At 54.9% G+C, this 20,516-nt stretch carries 17 protein-coding genes; 8 read left to right on the top strand and 9 right to left on the bottom strand.

Going from position 1 to position 20,516, the window contains the following annotated elements; translation table 11 throughout:
• The first annotated feature begins 106 nt into the window (after positions 1 to 106).
• From ACN0VD_RS06485 to ACN0VD_RS06470, 4 genes are all read left to right on the top strand, one after another.
• Positions 107 to 868, top strand: coding sequence for a molecular chaperone (locus tag ACN0VD_RS06485; RefSeq protein WP_417592844.1), 762 nt, complete (start codon positions 107 to 109; stop codon positions 866 to 868).
• Positions 865 to 3,537 (top strand): hypothetical protein, encoded by a 2,673-nt coding sequence (locus ACN0VD_RS06480; RefSeq protein WP_417592842.1) that lies wholly within the window; start codon positions 865 to 867, stop codon positions 3,535 to 3,537. The genes ACN0VD_RS06485 and ACN0VD_RS06480 overlap by 4 nt, the downstream gene beginning before the upstream one ends.
• Before the next feature lie 9 nt (positions 3,538 to 3,546).
• Positions 3,547 to 4,467, top strand: coding sequence for a hypothetical protein (locus ACN0VD_RS06475; RefSeq protein WP_417592840.1), 921 nt, complete (start codon positions 3,547 to 3,549; stop codon positions 4,465 to 4,467).
• 220 nt (positions 4,468 to 4,687) lie between these two features.
• Positions 4,688 to 5,101, top strand: a complete 414-nt coding sequence (locus ACN0VD_RS06470) for a hypothetical protein (protein ID WP_417592838.1) — start codon at positions 4,688 to 4,690, stop codon at positions 5,099 to 5,101.
• A gap of 243 nt (positions 5,102 to 5,344) precedes the next feature.
• Here the strand turns inward: ACN0VD_RS06470 and ACN0VD_RS06465 are convergent, their stop codons facing one another.
• The 5 genes from ACN0VD_RS06465 to ACN0VD_RS06445 form a co-directional block, all read right to left on the bottom strand.
• Positions 5,345 to 5,959 carry a GNAT family N-acetyltransferase gene (locus ACN0VD_RS06465; protein WP_417592836.1) on the bottom strand — a complete coding sequence of 205 codons (615 nt, stop codon included), beginning with the start codon at positions 5,957 to 5,959 and terminating at the stop codon, positions 5,345 to 5,347.
• A 194-nt stretch (positions 5,960 to 6,153) separates the two neighbouring features.
• Entirely contained in the window at positions 6,154 to 7,359 is a 1,206-nt protein-coding gene (locus ACN0VD_RS06460; protein WP_417592834.1) for an ABC transporter permease, read from the bottom strand.
• Positions 7,359 to 8,057, bottom strand: coding sequence for an ABC transporter ATP-binding protein (locus ACN0VD_RS06455; protein WP_417592832.1), 699 nt, complete (start codon positions 8,055 to 8,057; stop codon positions 7,359 to 7,361). Before ACN0VD_RS06455 ends, ACN0VD_RS06460 begins: the two co-directional genes overlap by 1 nt.
• Positions 8,054 to 9,364 (bottom strand): efflux RND transporter periplasmic adaptor subunit, encoded by a 1,311-nt coding sequence (locus ACN0VD_RS06450; RefSeq protein WP_417592830.1) that lies wholly within the window; start codon positions 9,362 to 9,364, stop codon positions 8,054 to 8,056. The genes ACN0VD_RS06455 and ACN0VD_RS06450 overlap by 4 nt, the downstream gene beginning before the upstream one ends.
• Positions 9,361 to 10,887, bottom strand: coding sequence for an efflux transporter outer membrane subunit (locus tag ACN0VD_RS06445; protein ID WP_417592828.1), 1,527 nt, complete (start codon positions 10,885 to 10,887; stop codon positions 9,361 to 9,363). Before ACN0VD_RS06445 ends, ACN0VD_RS06450 begins: the two co-directional genes overlap by 4 nt.
• 350 nt (positions 10,888 to 11,237) lie before the next feature.
• On the opposite strand from ACN0VD_RS06445, the gene trxC reads away from it, so the two are divergent.
• A complete protein-coding gene (gene trxC, locus ACN0VD_RS06440) occupies positions 11,238 to 11,675 on the top strand; it encodes a thioredoxin TrxC (RefSeq protein ID WP_417592826.1) in 438 nt (145 codons plus the stop codon).
• Positions 11,676 to 11,725: 50 nt separating this feature from the next.
• On the opposite strand, the gene ACN0VD_RS06435 is transcribed toward trxC, so the two are convergent.
• Together ACN0VD_RS06435 and ACN0VD_RS06430 are read right to left on the bottom strand one after the other, a co-directional pair.
• Positions 11,726 to 12,322 (bottom strand): hypothetical protein, encoded by a 597-nt coding sequence (locus ACN0VD_RS06435; RefSeq protein WP_417592824.1) that lies wholly within the window; start codon positions 12,320 to 12,322, stop codon positions 11,726 to 11,728.
• 254 nt (positions 12,323 to 12,576) lie between these two features.
• Positions 12,577 to 14,208 carry an alpha-D-glucose phosphate-specific phosphoglucomutase gene (locus tag ACN0VD_RS06430; RefSeq protein ID WP_417592822.1) on the bottom strand — a complete coding sequence of 544 codons (1,632 nt, stop codon included), beginning with the start codon at positions 14,206 to 14,208 and terminating at the stop codon, positions 12,577 to 12,579.
• A 520-nt stretch (positions 14,209 to 14,728) separates the two neighbouring features.
• Here ACN0VD_RS06430 and ACN0VD_RS06425 point away from each other — a divergent pair.
• Genes ACN0VD_RS06425 through ACN0VD_RS06415 form a run of 3 tightly spaced genes read left to right on the top strand, consistent with a single transcriptional unit; the run spans position 14,729 to position 17,412 of the window.
• Positions 14,729 to 16,072, top strand: a complete 1,344-nt coding sequence (locus tag ACN0VD_RS06425) for an erythromycin esterase family protein (protein ID WP_417592820.1) — start codon at positions 14,729 to 14,731, stop codon at positions 16,070 to 16,072.
• Between the two features lie 10 nt (positions 16,073 to 16,082).
• A complete protein-coding gene (locus ACN0VD_RS06420) occupies positions 16,083 to 16,733 on the top strand; it encodes a dienelactone hydrolase family protein (protein WP_417592818.1) in 651 nt (216 codons plus the stop codon).
• Between the two features lie 19 nt (positions 16,734 to 16,752).
• Positions 16,753 to 17,412, top strand: a complete 660-nt coding sequence (locus ACN0VD_RS06415; protein WP_417592816.1) for a phosphoribosyltransferase — start codon at positions 16,753 to 16,755, stop codon at positions 17,410 to 17,412.
• Between the two features lie 140 nt (positions 17,413 to 17,552).
• Here the strand turns inward: ACN0VD_RS06415 and ACN0VD_RS06410 are convergent, their stop codons facing one another.
• Positions 17,553 to 18,737, bottom strand: a complete 1,185-nt coding sequence (locus tag ACN0VD_RS06410; protein WP_417592814.1) for a CaiB/BaiF CoA transferase family protein — start codon at positions 18,735 to 18,737, stop codon at positions 17,553 to 17,555.
• A 43-nt stretch (positions 18,738 to 18,780) separates the two neighbouring features.
• Positions 18,781 to 20,496, bottom strand: coding sequence for a phenylacetic acid degradation protein PaaN (gene paaN / locus ACN0VD_RS06405; RefSeq protein ID WP_417592812.1), 1,716 nt, complete (start codon positions 20,494 to 20,496; stop codon positions 18,781 to 18,783).
• Positions 20,497 to 20,516: the final 20 nt, after the last annotated feature.

Genomic DNA, 20,516 nt, shown 5'->3' with positions numbered 1-20,516 from the left:
ATCTTTCCCCTTTCTTTACTATATTATGCGTAATGTCTGATTGTATGAGTTGAGGGGGCAAAATATGACGCTTTTAAAGATGTTGAGGCGAAGTGGATACGCTCTGTTGGCATTATTTGCCGCACTGACGGCCTTGACTGCACCAGCCCTTGCAATGCGCGTCTCCCCGATGGTGGTCGAGATGGAAACACGTGGCACCAATGCCACCGCCCGCATCGAGGTCCAGAATATAAACCCTGGCAATCTGGCATTTGAAACCCGCGTTTTCCGCATGGAAATTGATGCGGAAGGAACAATTACCGAAACGCCCGCTGACGAAGATTTTCTGATGTTCCCGCCACAGGGCATATTACCCGCAGGCGGCCGTCAGGTGGTGCGCCTGCAATGGCTCGGCGCTGCCGAACCGGATACATCACAGGCATATTATGTGTCTGTGGAACAATTGCCCGTTCAACTGGAGCCCGGTGCCGCTGATGCCATTGGCGCTCAGGTCCAGGTGCTCTACAATATGCGGGCACTGGTCGTAGTGGCCCCTCCCGGCGCGAAGCCCGATGTCAAGGCGACGGTCGTAGAACCAACATTTTTCCGGCCTCCCCCTCTGCCCGGCGCGGCCGAAGAACCACCCATGGTGGAAGGGCTGGCCATCACGCTGACCAACGAAGGTCGTCGCCATGCGATGATGGCGAATTTCACCTGGCAACTGGTGGGCACCGACACAGAAGGCAACTTCTTGCGGGTGGATATTTCCCCCGATGAACTGAACCGTGCGATCGGCACAGGCTATGTCCCTGCCCAGGGTTCGCGCATTTTCCGAGTGGCGGTCCCCGGCTTTGGCCCCGGTCCAATCAAACTGTCGTTCAAACAGTGAAAACAAGGGTCCTTCTCTGCTCCGTTGCGCCGATGACCATGTTGTCGAGCGCCGCTGATGCCCAGACATCAATCCCCTTGTGGTCGGCCGGTCTGCTTGCGCAGGTATCGATCCCGTTGCCGAAAAGGCCTGATGCTCCGCCGCAGACAGCACCGGGCAGCCCGCCCGTAACCATACCGCTGCCCGATACAGGCCCGCAAGACCCGAAACCGGCCGATCCTGCAACGCCGGCGCAGCCGCAATATCCTGTCGGGCCTCATGGTCGTCCCGATATCAACCCTTATGACCGCGACATCGAAATGACGGTGCCTCTGACCTTCCAGAACCGCAGTCTGGGCGATGTGCCATTAATTTTGACAGCAGACGACCGGTTCCAGATCGAATCGGAATCATTCCTTTCCCTGATGTCGCCCATCCTCAATGAGGAAGCCCATGGAGATCTTTCATCCAAATTGAGCGCAATGCCTTATTTTGGACCTGAAGACCTCGAAATGACGGGCGTAAAGCTAACCTATGATCCAAGCAGCTTGGCCGTGGTGGTCGTCGACGTCTCGCCGGAACAACGGGCGGTAGAAGATTTGTTTGCGCCGCCGCGTGATGACACCAATGATATTACTATGGATCCCGCCGGTTTTTCCGCTTATCTGAACCTGAGTGCGTCCGGAACCTATATCTGGGAAGGCAGCCAGATGGATCCACCGACCATCAATTTTGACGGAGCGGTGCGTGTCGGTCCGGTGGTGTTCGAAGGCGATGCACAACTCGGCCAAAGTTTTGGCATCGGGGAGGATTCCTACGAATTCTCGCGCAATTATGCGCGTCTGGTTTATGACCAACCCGAGCAGTTTCGCCGGTGGTTTTTGGGCGATCTGGACCCGGAAACACGGGGTCAGCAGTCGTTCGTGTCGATGGGTGGTATCGGCGTTGTGCGGCAAAAACGGCGCTTCAACTCCTTTCGGTCAGCGATACTGCAATCAAACCGGCAGTTGATCATCCAGCGCGATTCGACCGTCCGCTTCCTGCGCAACGGTTCGCTCTACCGGGAACTCCGGTTGCAGCCCGGCAGCTATGATTTCAGTTCGCTGCCGCTGATCGCCGGCAGCAATGACATCGATATTCAGGTCATCGACAATAGCGGCGCGATTCAGAATCTTTCCTATCAGCAATATCTCGATCCCATTGATCTTGATCCCGGTGATTTTGAATATGGTGGCTATTTCGGTATCCAGAGCGAGACCTTTGGGCGTGCGCCCGATTATCGGGGTGATGCCGCCTTTACCGGTTTTTTCCGCAAGGCTTTCATAAACGCTCCGGCCGTCGGAATTGGGCTTCAGGCGAGCAAGGATGTACAAACGCTGACGGGCCAGACTCAGTTCGTACTGGGCAACGGTGGACGCATATTGCTGGATGCCGGTGGGAGCCATTCCAAGATAGCCGGGGAAGGATTTGCGGGCGGCATCAGCTATGAGCATTTCTTTGACCGCAGCGGGTTGTCCGACAGTTTTACCCTCCGGGCGGATTATATATCACCCCAGTTTGCGACATTGAACAATGTCGAGGGAATCAATACCACGGCCTATTCCGTGTCAGGCCAATATACCCGTCAATTCTCGATGAAATTTTTGACGACTACGACCGCCACCTATCTCAAAGGCAGGGATGGCAGGGGTGATAGCTATCGGCTTGGTACGACCGGCTATTATCGCCTGAATCGAGAGTGGACTTTCCGGGCCGGGGTTGATTACGCGAAATTTTCGGGACTATCGAACGCCAATGGGTTCAGCGTCAGCATCGGCTTGGTATTCCAGCCGGATTATCGCCGCCGGGCCGAAGCACGATATGAAAGCCGTAATGATCTCAAGGAAGTATCCTACAATCAGTCAGGTCTGAATCAGTTGAACAGCCTTGGCTTCGGCGCGATCGTCGCGCATGAGAACGACAGCGCGCGCGCCCAAGGCTATGCGGCTTATGCGGCAAACCGGTTCGATGCGTCGGTCAGTCACGCCAGCTTTGGTCCGAGCCTTTCCGATTTCGGGGCGGTCAATGCCACATCCGTCCGCGTCGGCACCACGCTGGCCTTTGCTGACGGCATGTTTGGCGTCGGTCGGCGAATCAATGACAGCTTCATGCTGCTTTCCGCCCACGAAAATCTGGGCGACCGCGCGGTCGTTGCCGGACAGTCGCTCGCCGAAAATAATTATATCAGCCGTAGCGGCGCGTTGGGGGCAGCCGTCAACAACTTCCTCGGTTCCTATTCCACCCAGTCCGTACAGTATGACGTCGAAGATCCACCGACCGGCTATGATGTTGGTTCGGGCGTATTCCGCGTCTATCCATCTTACAAGAGCGGCTATGCAGCGCGCATCGGAACCGATGCATTTGTCACCGCAATGGGTACTTTAATGTTGACTGCGGACAAGCCCGTCTCGTTAATAGGCGGACGAACGACCCTGCTCGACGTGGAAGAAGGCGAGAATCCGCAACCGCTTTCCTTCTTCACCAATTCGGTTGGCCGCTTTGCGATTGCGAACCTGCTCCCCGGTCGCCGCTATCTGGTTGAAACATATGGCCCGAATGGTACGATCGATAAGAGTTTTGAATTTACTGTACCGGCTGACACGGATGGACTTGTCAATCTTGGCATCGTCAAGCCGGGTATGAAAAAATAGGAGACTCTCATGCTGCGCCCATTTTTGACTTTTGTTGCCGCTTCCGTGGCCGCACCGGCCCTGGCACAGACTTCTGGCGCGGCTGCGCAATCCACAGACTGCCAGCTCCGCATCAATCCGACACCGGCAAGCTGGATCATCACCGGCTTCGACCCTTTCGCTGACGCGATGCCCGAAGGCACGTTCGGCGTTACCTTTGTCAATGAAGGAGGCGCCGAATGCCGGTTCACACCAACATTCGAGCTGAGACAACCGCCATTCGGGTTGTCAAAAGGCATGGGCAAGCCGGTCCGCTACGCGCTTTTGAACCTGACCGACACGCACGACGTGACACCACGTTCGGGCCGGTCCCAGCGCCTGGCTGCGCGGCGTGAAATCGTGGTCCAGCCCAAAGAATCGCGCTCCATCATGTACAAGCTTATCGTGGACCCCACCGATGTACGCGCGGCGGGAACATTCACGCAAGATGTGACGCTGGAAGCCCAGGATCGTGATTTCCGGTCGCTGGGAGGCTCCTCGCTGGTATTGGGTATCACCGTATTGCCGTCCGCGCGCATCGGTCTGGCCGGCGCCTACCGGATGAGCGACGGACAAGCCGTCGTCAATCTCGGCGAACTGAAACAAGGTATCGCACCGGTACCGCTACAGCTTCGCGTCAACAGCACGGGTGAATATGATATCAGCGTGACATCAGCCAATTCCGGACAACTCCGTCTGGGTTCAACGCAATGGTTCGTCCCCTATTCTGTCGCGATCGGTAACGAGAGCTTCAACCTCAGTGGAACCCGTACGGTTTCCGGGACGATTGAGCCAGAGAGATCCCGCGGCAGCCGTGATTCCTTGCCATTTCGCTTCATCATCGGTGATGTCTCGAATAAACGCGCCGGGGTGTACAGCGATGTCATTTCGGTTTCGATTACCGCACGCTGAAACCCGAACGAACGACTGATCGCTTGCCGGGCCACTTCACAAACCCGAAGGCTTGTCGATTTTCTGTTTATTGAATCGCGATACCACGCCCAACACGGTTGATACCGGGATTCCGCTGCCGCTTTCAAATGGTGAAGGGTTTGTTAACTCTAACCATTGACGTAACTTTCAACTGCTTCTGCCAAAACACGTTTATCAAAAACGAAAGTTAGGCAAAGCAATGGTCAAGAAACTGACTGGGATGGTCGCAGCAACGGTAGCTGTAGCATCCGCATCCGCAGCAATCGCAAGCGATTCAATGAGCTTCAATCTAAGGGCATTTGTTCCCGTAGCCTGTACGGTGGGTTATAATCCGACCGGGATATCATTTACCAATGATACGGTCCGCCTGGGTGAATTGCGCGAATATTGCAATGCCCCCAACGGTTATGATCTGGAAGTGCGCTATAGTCCCAACAGCTTGCGCGGGGTTACCGTCAATATCGGGAATGAGCGGGTAACCCTCGATGGTTCCGGCTTTGCAGCGATCCGGGGAGCAACGGGACCAAAAATTCAGACGCGGGCGCTTTCTGTCCAATTTGGTGAGGACGGCTTCGATACCGATGAATTCCAGGTCGCCGCGATTGCGAAATAATTCCCGAATGAATTAATCTGCCGACCGTCATCTCGTGACATCAAATGCAACGCCTGGACTCACCTCCCCTTCGGGAAAATCACGAAGAGAGAGGGTGAGCCACACTGAGATGGCGGTCCAACGCGATTGGCTTTATCGATTGCAGCTAGCTCACCAGCGCCAAATATTGCTCGCTATGTTCATATGACACCGGCGGTCTTCGCACGGTTCGGAACAAGAGCCGACTGAGCGATAGCTTTCAGATCACGACTTTGGCTGGTTGACGGTCAGGTCGAACTCCAACAGCATAAGCGTTGAATCTCCCGGACAAGTACGGGCGGAAAAACCCATTTCCTTTTCCAGTTCGATCGCCGCGTAATTGTCGCGACTTTCCAGAGACTGCAACTTCTTGATGCCGCGCCGGCGCGCTTCTTCGATAACATATTTCAGGAACGTCCAGCTCAGCCCGCGATGTTTGTAGTCGCTACGCACGACAATCGCGACTTCGGCTTCCGATTTGTCATTTTTTGCACCGACCATAGCACTGGCGATGATCGTTTTGTCATCAATATCAAACGCGATATAATCTTCCTTGTTTTCATGATCTACATTCACCAGCATGTCCAGCAGGGATCCGGGCACTTCCTGTACAGCGGAGAGAAAGCGGAAACGCAGATCCTCTTTTGATACATGGGTAAAAAATTCTGCCAGCGCTTCCTTGTCGGAAGGCTTTACCGACCGTACATGAAACTCGAATCCGGAGCGCGTGATAAGTGGAACAGCATCGCTGACAACAACGGCGTGGTCCGGCTTTATCGGCTCTACAGGTGCAGGATTTGAACTGAGGCTTTCACTTTGGGCCACGGGAAGTCCTTTCATCAGTTTGAACCTTGTCTATAGTGAAAGGGGCTGGCCGACCGATATCCGTAAAGCCCCTTAGTCCGCGAAAATTTGCCGTGCCCGCACGGCAGCAAAATGGCTTGAGTAAGGACTCCGGAAATGATGAAAATATTGGGCTGACGTCAATATTTTCGACGCCGGTGTTTCGGGCCTAGCCGATCATCACATGTCATTCATTCATGCCGCAAGGCATCGATCGGATTGAGTGAAGCGGCGCGCCTGGCCGGAAAATAGCCGAATACAACACCGATAAGAGCGGCGAAGGCGAAGGCGAGAAGGTTGATTTGCACGTTGAATATGAATGGCAGGCCAAATAGTGAGGATAAGCCTATTGTGGCAATCAGGGCCAGGATCAGCCCTATGATCCCACCAAGGCAAGACAAGACCACGGCTTCTACCAGAAATTGCAACAGCACTTCTCGCTGCACCGCGCCGATGGCAAGCCGGATACCAATTTCATGGGTGCGCTCGGTCACCGAGACCAGCATGATATTCATAATCCCGACACCGCCAACAATCAGGCTTACCGCTGCGACCGCCCCGAGCAACAAGGTCAATGTCCGGGTGGTTCCGGACAGCGTGTCCGACAACTGCTTGGAATCGAGAATATTGAAATCATCTTCAGAGCCGGACGTAAGGTTGCGTCGTTCGCGCAGCAATTTTGCAATCGCCGCGCTTACCGCCGTGCTGTCATATGCAGGGTCAACGGCAACCTGGAATGCAATCACATCCTGATTGCCTGTTAGCCGCCGCATCACCGTCTTGATCGGCATGATGACCTGATCGTCCGGGTCAAGCCCAAAGCCGGACTGTCCTCTTTTTGTCAGCAGGCCGATCACCTGACAGCTGATATCATTCAGACGGATTTTGCGGCCGATCGCCTCATCATCGCGAAACAGGCTGGAACGGACGGTTTCACCGATAACACAAACGGACTTGCCAGCCGTTTCTTCAGCCTCGCTGAAGATACGTCCTTCGGCAAGTTCCAGTTGCGAAGCCGCAAAATAATCATTGGTTGTACCGGTTACCGTTGTTGACCAGTTCTGTGCTTCATAGATGGCGGTTACCGACGCTGTCGTCTGCGGCGCAACATATTCAACACCGCCAATCTGTGTCCGGACGGCATCGACATCGTCTTCCTTGAATTGTGCCGGTGAATCACCGCCGCCGCGGCCCATGCCCTGGCCGGGTCGTACGGTAAGCAAATTTGTCCCAAGGCTCGAAATCTGCGCTTCGATGGAGGCGGTCGCGCCGTTGCCGAGCGACACCATTGTTACGACCGAGGCCACCCCGATAATCACGCCCAGCGTCGTCAGAAATGAACGCATTAGATGCCGGCGAATTTCCTTGAGCGCGAGCAGAAAAGTTGTTCCCAGCATTACACCCGATCCGCTTTGTCGCTGACATTGTCTACCAGACCATCCCGAAAGCGGATGATCCTGTGGGCATATTCGGCCATTTCGGGTTCATGCGTCACCATCATGATCGTGATCCCGGCGTTGCTGTTGAAATCAGCAAGCAGTTCCATAATCTCTATCGACGTTTCGCTGTCGAGATTACCAGTGGGTTCGTCAGCCAGTAACACTTCAGGTTCGGTCACAATGGCACGGGCAATAGCCACGCGCTGCTGCTGCCCGCCGGACAATTCTCCCGATGTATGGGTGGCCCAAGGCGCCAGCCCCACCTTTTCAAGCGCTGCCATAGCCGCCGCACGCCGGACCGCACGTTTCTCACCGCGATAGAGCAACGGCAATTCAACATTTTCCAGCGCGCTCGTACGCGCAAGCAAGTTAAACCCTTGAAAGATAAAACCGATATACCGACGGCGTAAATGTGCGCGCTGATCATTATTGAGGCTTCCAACCTGATGGCCATGGAAACGATAGCTACCCGTGGTTGCGACATCCAGACATCCGACAATATTCATCATTGTGGATTTGCCGGAACCCGAGGGGCCCATCACAGCGATAAAATCGCCCCTGTCCACATCAAGATCAACACCGCGAAGGGCCTGAAAAGCGTTCGGCCCTTGGCCGAAAACCTTGGTAATCCCGCGGAGTTCAATGAGCCGCGTCATTCGCTTTGCGCGAGTGCGCCCGTAACAATCTTCGCACCTTCCTGCAGTTTGGAACCGGTAACGATGGTTCGGGTGCCGTCGCTTGCCCCGGCGGTTACGGAAATCTTTTCAAGCTGGTCATCCGGGCCGAGAATGTAGAGCATCTGGGTGGACCCGCGCCCGATCGTGCTTTCCTGGGTTGATTGCCCTCGGGGCCGCTGGGGCAACATCGATATTCCGCCACCGCTTTCCGTTTCTGAGTCTGCCGTCGGCGTGAAACGCAGTGCCGCATTGGGTACAAGGAATACATTTTTCTCTTCGCTGGTGACAATGGTCGCGGTTGCCGTCATGCCAGGCCGCAATATCAGGTCATCATTCCGCACCGACAGGACCGCACCATAAGATATTACGGTAGAGGTAGAGGATGTTGATGTCGCGGAATTGGAACCGAGGTTTACCCGTTTGATGGTCGCCGGGAAGACCTCTCCGGGCCAGGCATCGACCGTGAAAGTTGCTTTCTGCCCCTCCTTGACCTGACCGACATCGGCCTCGTCAACCTTGACTTCCAGCTCCATCACGGAAAGGTCCTCGGCGATGTTGAAAAGCGTTGGCGTACTGAAAGATGCGGCCACGGTTTGTCCCGGTTCAATCTCGCGCGACAATATAACCCCATTGACGGATGAGCGGATTGTCGCCTTGCTCAGATTGTTGCGATCCGACGATAGCTGTGCCGCGGCGCTGCTTACGCTTGCCTTGGCGGACGCGAGGCTGGCAAGCGCGCGCGCATATTCAGCGCGGGCAGTGTCGAGCTCTGTGCGCGACGGAACTTTGCCGCCGGACAGCCGCCATACTTCTTCCTGCCGGTCCAATGTCTGCCGGGTTTGGGCAACAGTAGCACGGGATTGCTGAACACTGGCCCGGGCAGAATCAAGAGCCGCCTGACTGATCTGGATTGCGTCCCGCAACTTGACCATGTCTATTTGTGCCAGTGGTTGGCCTTTGGCAACACGGTCGTTCACGTCTACAAAGACTTCGGTAATCAGTCCGGACAATTCGGAACCAACGGACACTTCATTGATCGGTGCAAGATTGCCGGTGGCGGTTACTTCAACCTGAATATCGCCGCGTTCCAGCGTTGCCGTTGCGTAACGTGGACCGCTATCTCCGCTACTCAACCACCAGATAAAAAGCGCACCCGCCAACATCACCAGAGAGATCAGCGTCCAGCGCCACCATTTGCTGATTCCACCTGCCTGGCTGTCGCCGAGGAATTCATCCAGACTTTCGGTTGCCCCGGTTTCCTGGGGGTCACTTGGTTCGTCTGTCATGGCTTGATCCGTTCATTATCGGAGAATTGGTCAGGACTTGGCTCGACGCCCGGCATATTCCAGCCCCCGCCAAGAGCCTTGTAGAGCTGAATTGCAGCAGTGGCACGCGCAGCAGTGGCAGATGTAAGGCTGTCCTGGACTGTGAGCAGATCGCGTTGCGCACTGAGCAGGACGGTGAAGTCGCTCAAACCATTGCGATAGTTGATCTCGGACATTCGCACAGTTTCCCGTGCGGCCTGCTCAGCCGTTTTCAGCGATGCTTCCCTTTCCCGTGATCGTTTGACAGCCACCAGACTATTTTCAACATCACCGAGAGCAGTCAGCACTGTTCCGCGATAGATTGCCAGCGCCGCCGCTGCATCGGCTTTTTGCTGGTCGATCCGGGCGCGTATCTGTCCCCCCTGAAAAATCGGCGCGGTAACACTGCCGATCAGATTGCCAATCACACTATCCATCAGCCCGCCAAGAGAAAGGCTGCTGCTGTTCAACGACCCTGTCAGTCGCAATTGGGGATATAGATCCGCTTCAGCCACACCGATCAGCGCGCTTTCGGCGGCCAGATTTCGTTCTGCCATAATGATATCAGGACGCCTTTGCAGCAACCCGGCGGGAAGGCCTGTACCAATATCATCGGGCCCGATGGCGATCGGGCGCACTGGGGTGAGTTCAGCGATGCTACTGCCCGGATTTTGGCCGGCAAGGACATCGATATTATTTATCGCGGCTGCAATCGCCTGCTCAATAACGGGCACCCGTGCCGCTGTTTGATCGCGCAGCGAACGGGCTTGCTCCACATCAAGCGCACTGACCAGTCCCGCCTGGTATCGCCATTGCCCAATTTGCAGATTATCATTCTGGATCGCCAGATTGTTTTTCGTAACCGTCGATTGGGCCTGCGCTTCGCGGAGATCAATATAATTAAGCGCGACTTCCGCCAGGATTGTGCGTTGAACATTGTAAAGCGATGCCTCGCTGCTTTGGGCGCTGGCGCGCGCCGCGGTTTCCGATGCCCGCAATCCGGCAAAAACATCTGCTTCCCATGCAGCATCAAGACCAATCTGGAAACCGGTCGATTCGACACCATCTCCCCTGATCATCTCCTGCCGATTGACCGATCCCCCTGCTGACAAGCTCGGCAAACGAGCACCGCGGGCTACGCGAACGCCGGCGCGCGCCGCAGCCAGCCGCGCCCGCGCTTCGGCAAGGTCATTATTGGCAACCAGCGTCCGTTCGATCAAATCGCCCAGTATCGGATCGTCAAAATTCTGCCACCAGCTGGCCAGCGCTTCGGGCTCCATATAGGAATCGTCCTGAGCGAAATAGGCTTCGGGGAGCACCATCGCCGCTTTCATAGCGACGTTATCATATCCCGGTGAGGCACAACCGATCAGCGGCACCGCTGTAATGATCATCGCGTTCCAACGGATTGCGCTGCGCATATATCCTTGCACCGGCGTTGAACCCAAAAACCGTCGCTTGACGGCAGACATGTCCCCTTCCAGCTTATCGAGTTGCGGCATCATATTTTATTCATCCGTGCCGCTATTGCCGCTGCCGAAGCACCAAGCATTGATATTGATTTTTCAAGACCTGAACTCCTTGGAGGGATAGCATTGCGTTCATCACTGAGGATACAGTCTCCAGACAACAAGGTCAGCATCTTGTAATTACGTAATTTCCACGAGTTCGGGTCACAGAAAAATTGCAGAATTGTTGCAATCCCGTCTCATCATTTTGACGCCGTTCAATCCTCCGTCGCGAATTTCTGGCGGGATGCGAACAGGCAATGACATCGTGCAGGCGAAGAAGGGCCGATCAGGTACAATACATATTTATCTCAGGTACGATCACGCGGTAGAGGAAAGGCAACGATATGACCGAAACCATGAAAATCATATGTCCCACCTGCAACACAGCAAATCGTGTTCCGTCCAGCAAATTGAATGATCACGGCAAATGCGGGAGATGTGGCAAGGCGCTTTTTCTGGGCCAACCCGTGACCTTGACCTCCGCCAATTTTGACAAGCATTCAGCGGCGAGCGACATACCGTTGCTGGTGGACTTCTGGGCGAGCTGGTGCGGGCCATGCCGTCAGATGGCGCCAGCATTTGCCGCCGCCGCGAAACAGCTTGAGCCGAGGGTAAGGTTGGGCAAGCTGGATACCGAAGCCGAGCAGGCGATTGCCGCAAGATTCCATATCCGTTCGATACCATCGCTTATATTGTTTTCCAAGGGCAGGGAACTATCCAGAACCGCAGGAGCAATGCCAACGTCTGCCATTGTCCAATGGGCGACGACCGCTCTGCATTAGGTTATTGCAATGGCACCGATTTGCGACAAGCCGGTTGCCGACGGTCGATTCTACTCGGTTTTCTGGTCGTGGTTCAGTGCATCCCGGTGTTCCGCCAGCCCCGACCGGTAATTATCACCATCCCCATATTCCTCAAACAGACGATATCGCGCATGCGCGCCTTGCCTGCGTCGCGCATGTTTGATCGGGCACCAATATTGTTCCGTCCGTGCCGCCACTTCCCGGACATAGGCAATCACCCCGTTTGCATAGCTGCAGTAGGTGCAATTGATCTTCTCTATCAGATTCAAATAGGGAAGCTTCTGGCGATCAAAAATCAGATAATCGGAACGCCGGACACGATCGATTTTATAGGCCCGGAAACAGACCGCTTGATAAATTGTGACGGAAAGATCCAAAAATATAAAAGGGAAGATCAGCGCATATATGAACGGAGCGGTCAAAATATTGAGAATTTGCGCCCGCTTCAAATATCGGAAAATTCCGACGCGCAATGACTTCTGAAAACGAAGCATGTCCCGATCAAATTCATGTCCGCCTTTCGCGATGCGTTGGTTGAGTCGCTCTTTTTCCAGATTGATCTGTTTTTCCAGCTCCACCTCCAGATCGCGGATACGACTCACTATTTCCTGGGTCTTGCTGCTCATTTGATATTCCCTTTACGCTAACCAAAGACCTGGATCACATCTGCCTCAACCGATGCCATAACCATATTACAAGCTCTGGCTCGGGGGCGGTGCGACCGCACAGCTCGAAATATCCGGATCGGTTCAACTTGCCATAAGGTGTAATTGAGGGAAATCTGGCCGGGATATCAATAAGGGCAATTGCTTAGTTGGCCCGCTCTGCGACATTATCAGGCTCTGTCCGGCATATTACAATATCGGCCCGGACGCCGTGCCTAGGTTACAACATCGGGAGCGGTGCGGCCTATATGCCGCTCAATGCCGGCGCAATCATCGGCCGCCGCGATCAGATCCGCCAGCATTTCTGAAGTCTGACCAATTATTTCGCCTTCTGCAGGTTCATAGCGTTCGAGATAGACGCGCAGGGTAGCGCCCTTTGTACCTGTACCCGAAAGGCGGAAGACGATCCGCGATCCGCCTGCAAACAAAATGCGAATCCCCTGATTATCGCTGACCATCCCGTCGACCGGGTCAACATAGGAAAAGTTGTCAGCCGCCTCCACTGTCAGCGGGCCGAATTTGGTGCCCGGCAGGGATCCGAGCGAGCCGTCGAGTTCCGCCATCAATGCTTCTGCCCGGGCGGGCTCTATTGCCTCGTAATCGTGCCGCACATAATAATTTCGTCCAAAACGGGTCCAGTGATCCTGAGCAAGAGATTCAACCGAAACCTTGCGGATTGCCAAGATATTCAGCCACAATAATACGGCCCAAAGCCCGTCCTTTTCGCGGACATGATTGGAACCCGTCCCGGCACTCTCTTCTCCGCAGATCGTCACCATGTCGGCGTCAAGCAGGTTACCGAAAAATTTCCATCCGGTCGGCGTCTCGAAACAGGGGATATTGAGCGCTTCGGCAACATGATCTGCAGCGGCGCTTGTAGGCATGGAACGCGCAATGCCTTTGAGACCCGCGGCATATCCGGGTGCCAGATGCGCATTGGCTGCCAGCATTGCGAGCGAATCCGAGGGTGCAATGAAACATCCCTTGCCAATGATCAGATTCCGATCACCATCCCCATCGGAAGCAGCGCCAATATCCGGAGCTTGTGGCCCCATCATCAAATCATGAAGTTCCCGTGCATTGACCAGATTAGGATCGGGATGTTGATGACCAAAATTTTCAAGGGGGATTCCGTTGCGAACGGTACCAGGAGGAAATCCCAAGCGATTCTCCAGAATTTCGGTTGCATAGGGTCCGGTTACCGCGTGCATAGCATCAAAAGCCATTGTGAAACCGCTGTTCACTGCTGTTCGAATGGCATCGAAATCGAACAATGTCTCCATGAGAGCAGCATAGTCGGCCACTGGATCGACAATCTGCACAGAAGCGCCTGCGAGCGAAATTTCGCTTTGCCTGTCCAAATCGATGTCGATCGTCTCCACGGTCAACCAGCGATCGATAGTCTTGGTTCGGGCGTAGATAGCCTCCGTCACCTTTTCCGGGGCAGGCCCTCCATTGGAAATATTATATTTGATGCCGAAATCCCCGTCCGGACCACCGGGGTTATGGCTGGCGGAAAGGATCAGGCCGCCGACCGCCTTGTTCTTTCGGATCAGGTGACTGACGGCGGGTGTTGAAAGTATCCCGCCTTGGCCGACAAGAATCCGCCTGAAGCCATTGGCAATGGAAATCCGGATGGCTTGCTGAATGACAATACGGTTGTGGTACCGACCGTCACCGCCAATCACAATGGTTCCGTTGGCCTTGTCATCCGTCACGTCAAAGATAGACTGGATGAAATTCTCTGCATAATTGGGTTGCTGAAACACCTGCACCTTTTTGCGAAGACCCGAAGTGCCAGGTTCCTGATCTCCAAATGGGGCAGAAGGGACTGTTTTGATCGTCATAGCTTATCCTGAGATTGTGCATCGGGAAGGACTGGAATCTGATGATATTGTCACATCGAACGGTAGCGCGCGCAAGCACGGGAAAATACTAATATCAGACATCTTGCAGACCTCTACCATACTATCCTCGTCCAGCGTACGAGTTCCAATATCAGAGACATGATCCCCATATTCTTCACGGCACGATTCAGGGTCGTCAGTAACGCTAAACTGATGAAATCATAATATTTTTCTACAAGAGAATGGATCCGTTCGGTGGCTTGAAACCGGGAGTCAGCGCTGAGATTGCGGACGATCAGATAGTCATGGCAACAGCATTTCTGGCCGCGGACATGGCTCCTCCATTACTTAGAATCCACGAATGCAGCGTCCGGAAAACATCTGTATCCATCAAATATCGTTACTGAAGAACAGCGCAATGTTCTTCAATTCTGCATGAAAGACCGATCATGCGGGACTAGAACTGGCAGCCCATTGCCGAATGGCCACCATCACCAAATCCAGAACCAAGGACGGACTGATGAACAAACCGACCAAATTGCGCCAGGAATCTCGCGTCGCTTCGGACGAACTGATAGCAGCATTACGAGACCATGCGGAAATCCTCCCGCCACCCGAAAAATATGACGAATTTGGAGAATTTTTTGACCGGTTCGCCGACGCGCAAGTGGTTCTGCTCGGTGAAGCCACGCACGGTACATCGGAATTTTATAATGCCCGCGCGGCGATAACCCGGCGGTTGATCGAAAAACACGGATTTACCGTTGTCGCGGTCGAAGCAGATTGGCCCGATGCCGCAAGAATTGACGGCTATGTCCGCCACCATGCCCCCCGACCGCGCAGCGGAGAGAGTTTCGTGCGCTTTCCGACATGGATGTGGCGCAATCAGGAGGTTCTGGCGTTCGCCGACTGGCTCCGTCATTATAACGAAGACAAGAAAGATTTTGCCCAAGCATCGTTTCACGGTCTGGACGTTTACAGCCTGAGTGAGTCGATCGCGGCGGTTCTGGAATATCTTGATGCCGTCGATCCGGACGAAGCCGCCCGGGCCCGTTGGCGCTATGGCTGTCTGACGCCTTGGCAGGATCATCCGACAGAATATGGCAAAGCCGTGATCCATGGCCAACAGCATCCCTGCGAAGATGCAGCGGTCGAACAAATACATCAGCTCTTTTTCAAGCGCTTGAAATATATCGAAAATGATGGCGAGAAATGGTTTGATGCCGCACAAAATGCAAAAATCGTGGCCGCGGTCGAACGTTATTATCGTGCCATTTATCAAGGCGGCCCAGAATCCTGGAATCTGCGTGATCGGCATATGTTTGAAACGCTGCAGGCTATTATTGCCCATCGCGGCGTTGGCACCAAGGCCGTTGTCTGGGCCCATAATTCTCATATTGGCGATGCATCGGCAACCGCAATGGGCTGGCGCGGCGAATTTAACATCGGACAGCTCGCCCGGATCGCCTATGGTGATGACGCTGTCTGTATCGGCTTTGGCACTGATAACGGTACGGTCGCTGCTGCCAGCGACTGGGGCGCTGATATGCAGATCAAGACAGTCCGTCCGGCCAGGCCCGACAGCTATGAGCATGCCTTTCGCCTGACCGGTTATGCCCGCTCGCTCACCGACTGGCGCGGACGGGAAAAACAGAAATTTGCCCATATGTTGCGCGAGCCCCTGCTCGAACGCGCAATCGGCGTCGTCTATCGCCCGGACACCGAACTTGCCAGCCACTATTTTGAAGCGATTCTGGCAGACCAGTTTGACGCCTATGTCTGGTTTGAAACCACCAAAGCCGTCACGCCGCTTGGCCGCGAAAAGCCACATGGTGCCCCCGAAACCTATCCATTCGGCCTGTAAGGAAAGCAATATGACCGAGCATGTTCTTGAAGAAATCAAACCGACGGAAATAGATATTACGCCAATCGGACTGCAGGCAATTTTTGGAGTTCCGCCCAACGCAAGCGGTATGGTCATTTTTGCCCATGGCAGCGGCAGTGGGCGACTCAGTCCTCGTAATAATTATGTTGCCTCCGCGCTGCGCGACGATGGTTTCGGGACATTGCTGCTGGACCTGCTGACGCCAGAAGAGGAACAGGACCGGGCCAATGTTTTCGATATCGGCCTGCTCGCCTCGCGCCTGTCCATGGCGGCCCAGTGGGTGCGGGAGCAGTGGTCTGCTGCGGAGATGCCGATCGGATATTTCGGAGCCAGTACTGGGGCCGGTGCCGCTCTGGTCTCTGCTGCCCGTGATGAACCGGAAGTGGCGGCGATCGTCTCGCGCGGCGGTCGCCCCGATCTTGCCGGCGCATGGCTCAGCAATGTCCAGACGCCCACTCTGCTTCTGGTGGGAAGTCGCGATGGACCGGTAATCGGACTGAACAAACAGGCTTTCGATGCAATCCCGGCACCGAAGCGGATGACAATCATCAACGGTGCGGGCCATTTGTTTGAAGAACCGGGAACGCTGGAAGAAGTGATTGTCCACGCCAGCGCATGGTTTGGCGCATATTTCAAATGATCCCATCAAAGGAATAACAATGGAACAGATGACCAGATTGTTCGCAGATCGGCGGGATGCCGGTCGGCAATTGGCGGCCAGGCTGACAGATAAGGTCGCCGAGAACCCGGTAATATTGGCCCTGCCCCGCGGCGGCGTTCCTGTTGCCTATGAAATCGCCAAAGCGTTGGATGCTGAACTGGATTTGCTCATGGTTCGCAAAATCGGTGCGCCGGGATGGCCAGAATATGGCATTGGTGCGGTTGTTGACGGAGCCGATCCCCATCTGGTTATGAATGACGATATTGTCCGGCAGATTGCACCAAGTCCTGAATATATCCGTGCTGAATTGCAACGGCAACTCAAGGAAATCGAACGTCGCCGACACATATACTGCGGCGACCGGAAACCGGTCAATCTTGCTGGCAGAACCGTCATTATCGTCGATGACGGGATAGCGACGGGAGGCACGATCAAGGCAGCGCTCAAAGGTGTCCGTAGAAACCGGCCCCGACGGATCATCCTTGCCGTTCCCGTTGCGCCGCAATCGACGCTGGACGAATTAGAAAGCCAGTGTGACGAAATCATGTGCTTGTATGTTCCCGCCGATTTTGGCGCTGTCGGAGCCTTTTATAGGGACTTCACCCAGACAGAAGATCGCGAGATTATTTCCCTGATGGATTCATTGAACGATTCGTGAACTCCCATGCTGTCACCTACAATCACTTTCACTTCCCGTGTCAGTACCACGTGGAATTCCAGCGCTTTTTAACCAGGTCATGACCTCATGAGTTCGTGGCCAGAATTTCGCTTATCGCTTCCGGTGCGCTTTCTGGCTGACTAGATAATTCGCAATCCTCGCAGCTTGGCAATCTCTTCCGCGCCAAATCCCAGTTCTGCCATTATCGCATCCGTATGTTCACCGAGCAGTGGTGCGCGGGCAAAATCATCCACTGGCGTTTCGGAATATCGCACCGGATGCCGGGCCAAGGGAGCCGGTAAGGGCAGACCCGGATAGTCAACAGGCTGAAAAGCCTCGCTTCCAACTACATGCTCATTTTCAAGCACTTCTTGCGGACTCAACAATTCCCCGCACGGAATACCCGCTCCGGCCAGTGTAGCAAGGGCCTGCTCGTTGGTCCTGTCCTCGCACCATGTACGCATCCGGTCGCCGATAATTTCACCGTGATCGCCCCGCGACTGGTCGGTCGCGAAACGTTCGTCCGACAACCAGTGATCTTCCCCGATCATATCGGCCCAGCGCTTGAACAAACCGCCACCAACGATCTGGACCATGATCCAGCCGTCCTTCGTCCGATAAGAATCAGTCGGTGCATTATATTGCCCCCTTGTCCCCGTGCCCTCACGGCATAGCTGCAATTCAGACTGCTCGATCAACGCAGCATTGTTGAAGGTCAGTGCGGTATTCAGCAGCGATGCCTCGACTATTTGTCCTTCCCCGGTTTTCATCCTGTGGATGATCGCAGCCAGCGTGCCAAAGGCGCTGAGCGAAGCGGTACCGAAGTCACAATAAGGCGCGAAGGATTTCGATGGCTTGCCAGGCGTGCCGCTGAGATACATGGCGCCCGACATAGCCTGCGCCACCGTATCAAAACCGCCGCGCGACGTATAAGGCCCGGTGGAACCAAAGGCAGACCCCATGGTCAGAATGATATCCGGTTTGATCGCCCGCAATGAATCATAGTCCAACCCGAGCTTCTTGAGTGCAGGTGGCGGCAGATTGACGATGACGACATCGGCGGTTGCGACGAGACGGCGAAGGATTTCCTGGCCCTCGGGCTTCGCCGGGTTGAGCGTCATGCCCTTCTTGTTGCGGCCAATCTGCATATGATAGGCACCCTCGCCTTCCGCAGTGACCGGCACCGTGTAACGGTCCTCTCCCCCCTCCGGCCTTTCGACGCGGATCACATCGGCGCCCAGATCGGCGAGCAGCGTCGCGCAAAAAGGGCCGGCGATATAGCGACCGAAATCAAGGACCCGGATGCCTTCTAGCAGGCCGCTCATCAGAACTGCTCCTTAAGAATAAATCCCGATCCTGTCATACCCATCAAGCCGCGATTGAAGCGACAGATGATGCAGGCTGGCGATATTGCACAATGCGGAACCGGCTGGCGACAAACGCGAGATCCGCAAGACAGGCATTGCCGGCAGGGTTCAGCCCGGTGACATGATAATCGCTATAAGCAGCGGCAAAGTTAATCCACATCGCGCCGTGCATGTTGATGGTGAGATTCATCCCGCTGCGGACATATTCTTCAACCGCCCAGTCAACAAAATCTGCATCGGTTGAATACAGAAAGGATGAAATAGCCCCATGTTGGCGGGCCAGACGGGTCGCGTCATTCACGGCACCCTCGGCATCTTCAGCGGCAATGATGAACAGCACAGGGCCGAAATGCTCTTCACTGTATATTTCCTCATTGCCTGCTTCAAGTGTCACTATCAGCGGCGTCAAGGTGCGCGCATCCGGGAAATCAGGATGTACATAGGGCGACGCTCTGCGAATGACTTGCGCGCCCTCGTGCCCGTCCAGGCGCTCCATCAGATCCAAGACGAGATCGACGCTGTTCTGAGCCTGCACTGTCCCCATCACACCGGCCGCAGCCGCAGGCGCGTTAGCGATATCGTCGACCGCCGAAACCAGTGCCGCAGCAACATCGTCAAAGCTGGCATGCCCGTCGGCCGTCATGATACCGGATTTCGGGATATGGATGTTTTGCGGGCTGGTACACATTTGCGCCGAGAACAGGCAGGTTCCACGCGCTATGGCTTTCGCGGTTTCAGCGAGGTTTTCGGTGGAGTCGATCACTACCGAATTCAGCCCCGCCGTTTCAGTATAAAGCAGTTTTTCGGTGACGGTCTTTTCCAGATAGCCGCCATAGCGCGGGCTGCCGGTGAAATCGATGATCTGGACATGCGGATTGTCGATATATTTCTGGGCCACAGGCTCTTCAGGCGTATCCGCGGCCATCGTTACCAGATTGGGATCAAAACCAAAATCAGCGAGAACTGCACGGCATTCTTCCACGGCGATCGCAATCGGCAAAATTGCGATCGGATGCGGTTTTACGATCACCGGATTTCCGGTGGCAAGACTGGCAAACATCGCGGGATAGGCATTCCATGTCGGAAATGAAGCGCAGCAAATGACCAGGCCTATGCCGCGCGGCACCATCCGGTATTTTTTTTCCAGCACAATGTCATCTGCGCCGAAGCGCCGTTCCCAGGTCCCCGACGGCGCTACGTCCTTCATCGCCTTTGCCGCATAGGCCAGTGCTTCTATACCGCGATCCAGCGCATTGGGTCCGCTGCCGCTATAGGCTTGCGTAAAGCTTTGCCCAGCCACGTGCATGATACTGTGCGCCATTTCAAAACCGCGATCGTAGATCCGCAGCGCCATCTCCAGACACAGGGCAATACGCTCTTCAGCAGTGGTCCTGCCCCAGCTGGCCATCGCAGTCTTCGCGCTGTCCACCAGTATATCGGGATCACTCAGGGGATAGGTGATGCCGAGTTGTTTGCCGGTATAGGGTGACACTTCTGCCCCGGTCCAACCCGTGATGCCAGGCTGATCAATTTCGTATTTCTGTCCGATCCTTGCTTCAAAGGCAGCCTTGCCCTCTTCAGGCCTGCCTTCGGGATAAAATTTGCGGCTGGGAGAATCCTTGAACGGACTCCAGTTGCGGCGCGTGTTGACGGCATCCACTGCCTTTTCAATCAGCTCTTGATGCTGTGACACCAGTTCTGACAGCGATTTGGTCATTTCGTATTCCTATTCCTGTT

Origin of the sequence: Parasphingorhabdus sp., assembly GCF_048267785.1 — a bacterium.
Classification (GTDB): domain Bacteria; phylum Pseudomonadota; class Alphaproteobacteria; order Sphingomonadales; family Sphingomonadaceae; genus Parasphingorhabdus.
This window is presented reverse-complemented; position numbering and strand designations above follow the sequence as displayed.

Bases quoted from the DNA above. Each gene is read 5' to 3' on its own strand.
- ACN0VD_RS06455 (WP_417592832.1), bottom strand. From the start codon at position 8,057: ATGACGCGGCTCATTGAACTCCGCGGGATTACCAAGGTTTTCGGCCAA.
- ACN0VD_RS06420 (WP_417592818.1), top strand. From the start codon at position 16,083: ATGACCGAGCATGTTCTTGAAGAAATCAAACCGACGGAAATAGATATT.
- paaN (WP_417592812.1), bottom strand. From the start codon at position 20,496: ATGACCAAATCGCTGTCAGAACTGGTGTCACAGCATCAAGAGCTGATT.
- ACN0VD_RS06415 (WP_417592816.1), top strand. From the start codon at position 16,753: ATGGAACAGATGACCAGATTGTTCGCAGATCGGCGGGATGCCGGTCGG.
- ACN0VD_RS06465 (WP_417592836.1), bottom strand. From the start codon at position 5,959: ATGAAAGGACTTCCCGTGGCCCAAAGTGAAAGCCTCAGTTCAAATCCT.
- ACN0VD_RS06410 (WP_417592814.1), bottom strand. From the start codon at position 18,737: ATGAGCGGCCTGCTAGAAGGCATCCGGGTCCTTGATTTCGGTCGCTAT.
- ACN0VD_RS06445 (WP_417592828.1), bottom strand. From the start codon at position 10,887: ATGATGCCGCAACTCGATAAGCTGGAAGGGGACATGTCTGCCGTCAAG.
- ACN0VD_RS06470 (WP_417592838.1), top strand. From the start codon at position 4,688: ATGGTCAAGAAACTGACTGGGATGGTCGCAGCAACGGTAGCTGTAGCA.
- ACN0VD_RS06435 (WP_417592824.1), bottom strand. From the start codon at position 12,322: ATGAGCAGCAAGACCCAGGAAATAGTGAGTCGTATCCGCGATCTGGAG.
- ACN0VD_RS06425 (WP_417592820.1), top strand. From the start codon at position 14,729: ATGAACAAACCGACCAAATTGCGCCAGGAATCTCGCGTCGCTTCGGAC.
- trxC (WP_417592826.1), top strand. From the start codon at position 11,238: ATGACCGAAACCATGAAAATCATATGTCCCACCTGCAACACAGCAAAT.
- ACN0VD_RS06460 (WP_417592834.1), bottom strand. From the start codon at position 7,359: ATGCTGGGAACAACTTTTCTGCTCGCGCTCAAGGAAATTCGCCGGCAT.
- ACN0VD_RS06475 (WP_417592840.1), top strand. From the start codon at position 3,547: ATGCTGCGCCCATTTTTGACTTTTGTTGCCGCTTCCGTGGCCGCACCG.
- ACN0VD_RS06430 (WP_417592822.1), bottom strand. From the start codon at position 14,208: ATGACGATCAAAACAGTCCCTTCTGCCCCATTTGGAGATCAGGAACCT.
- ACN0VD_RS06450 (WP_417592830.1), bottom strand. From the start codon at position 9,364: ATGACAGACGAACCAAGTGACCCCCAGGAAACCGGGGCAACCGAAAGT.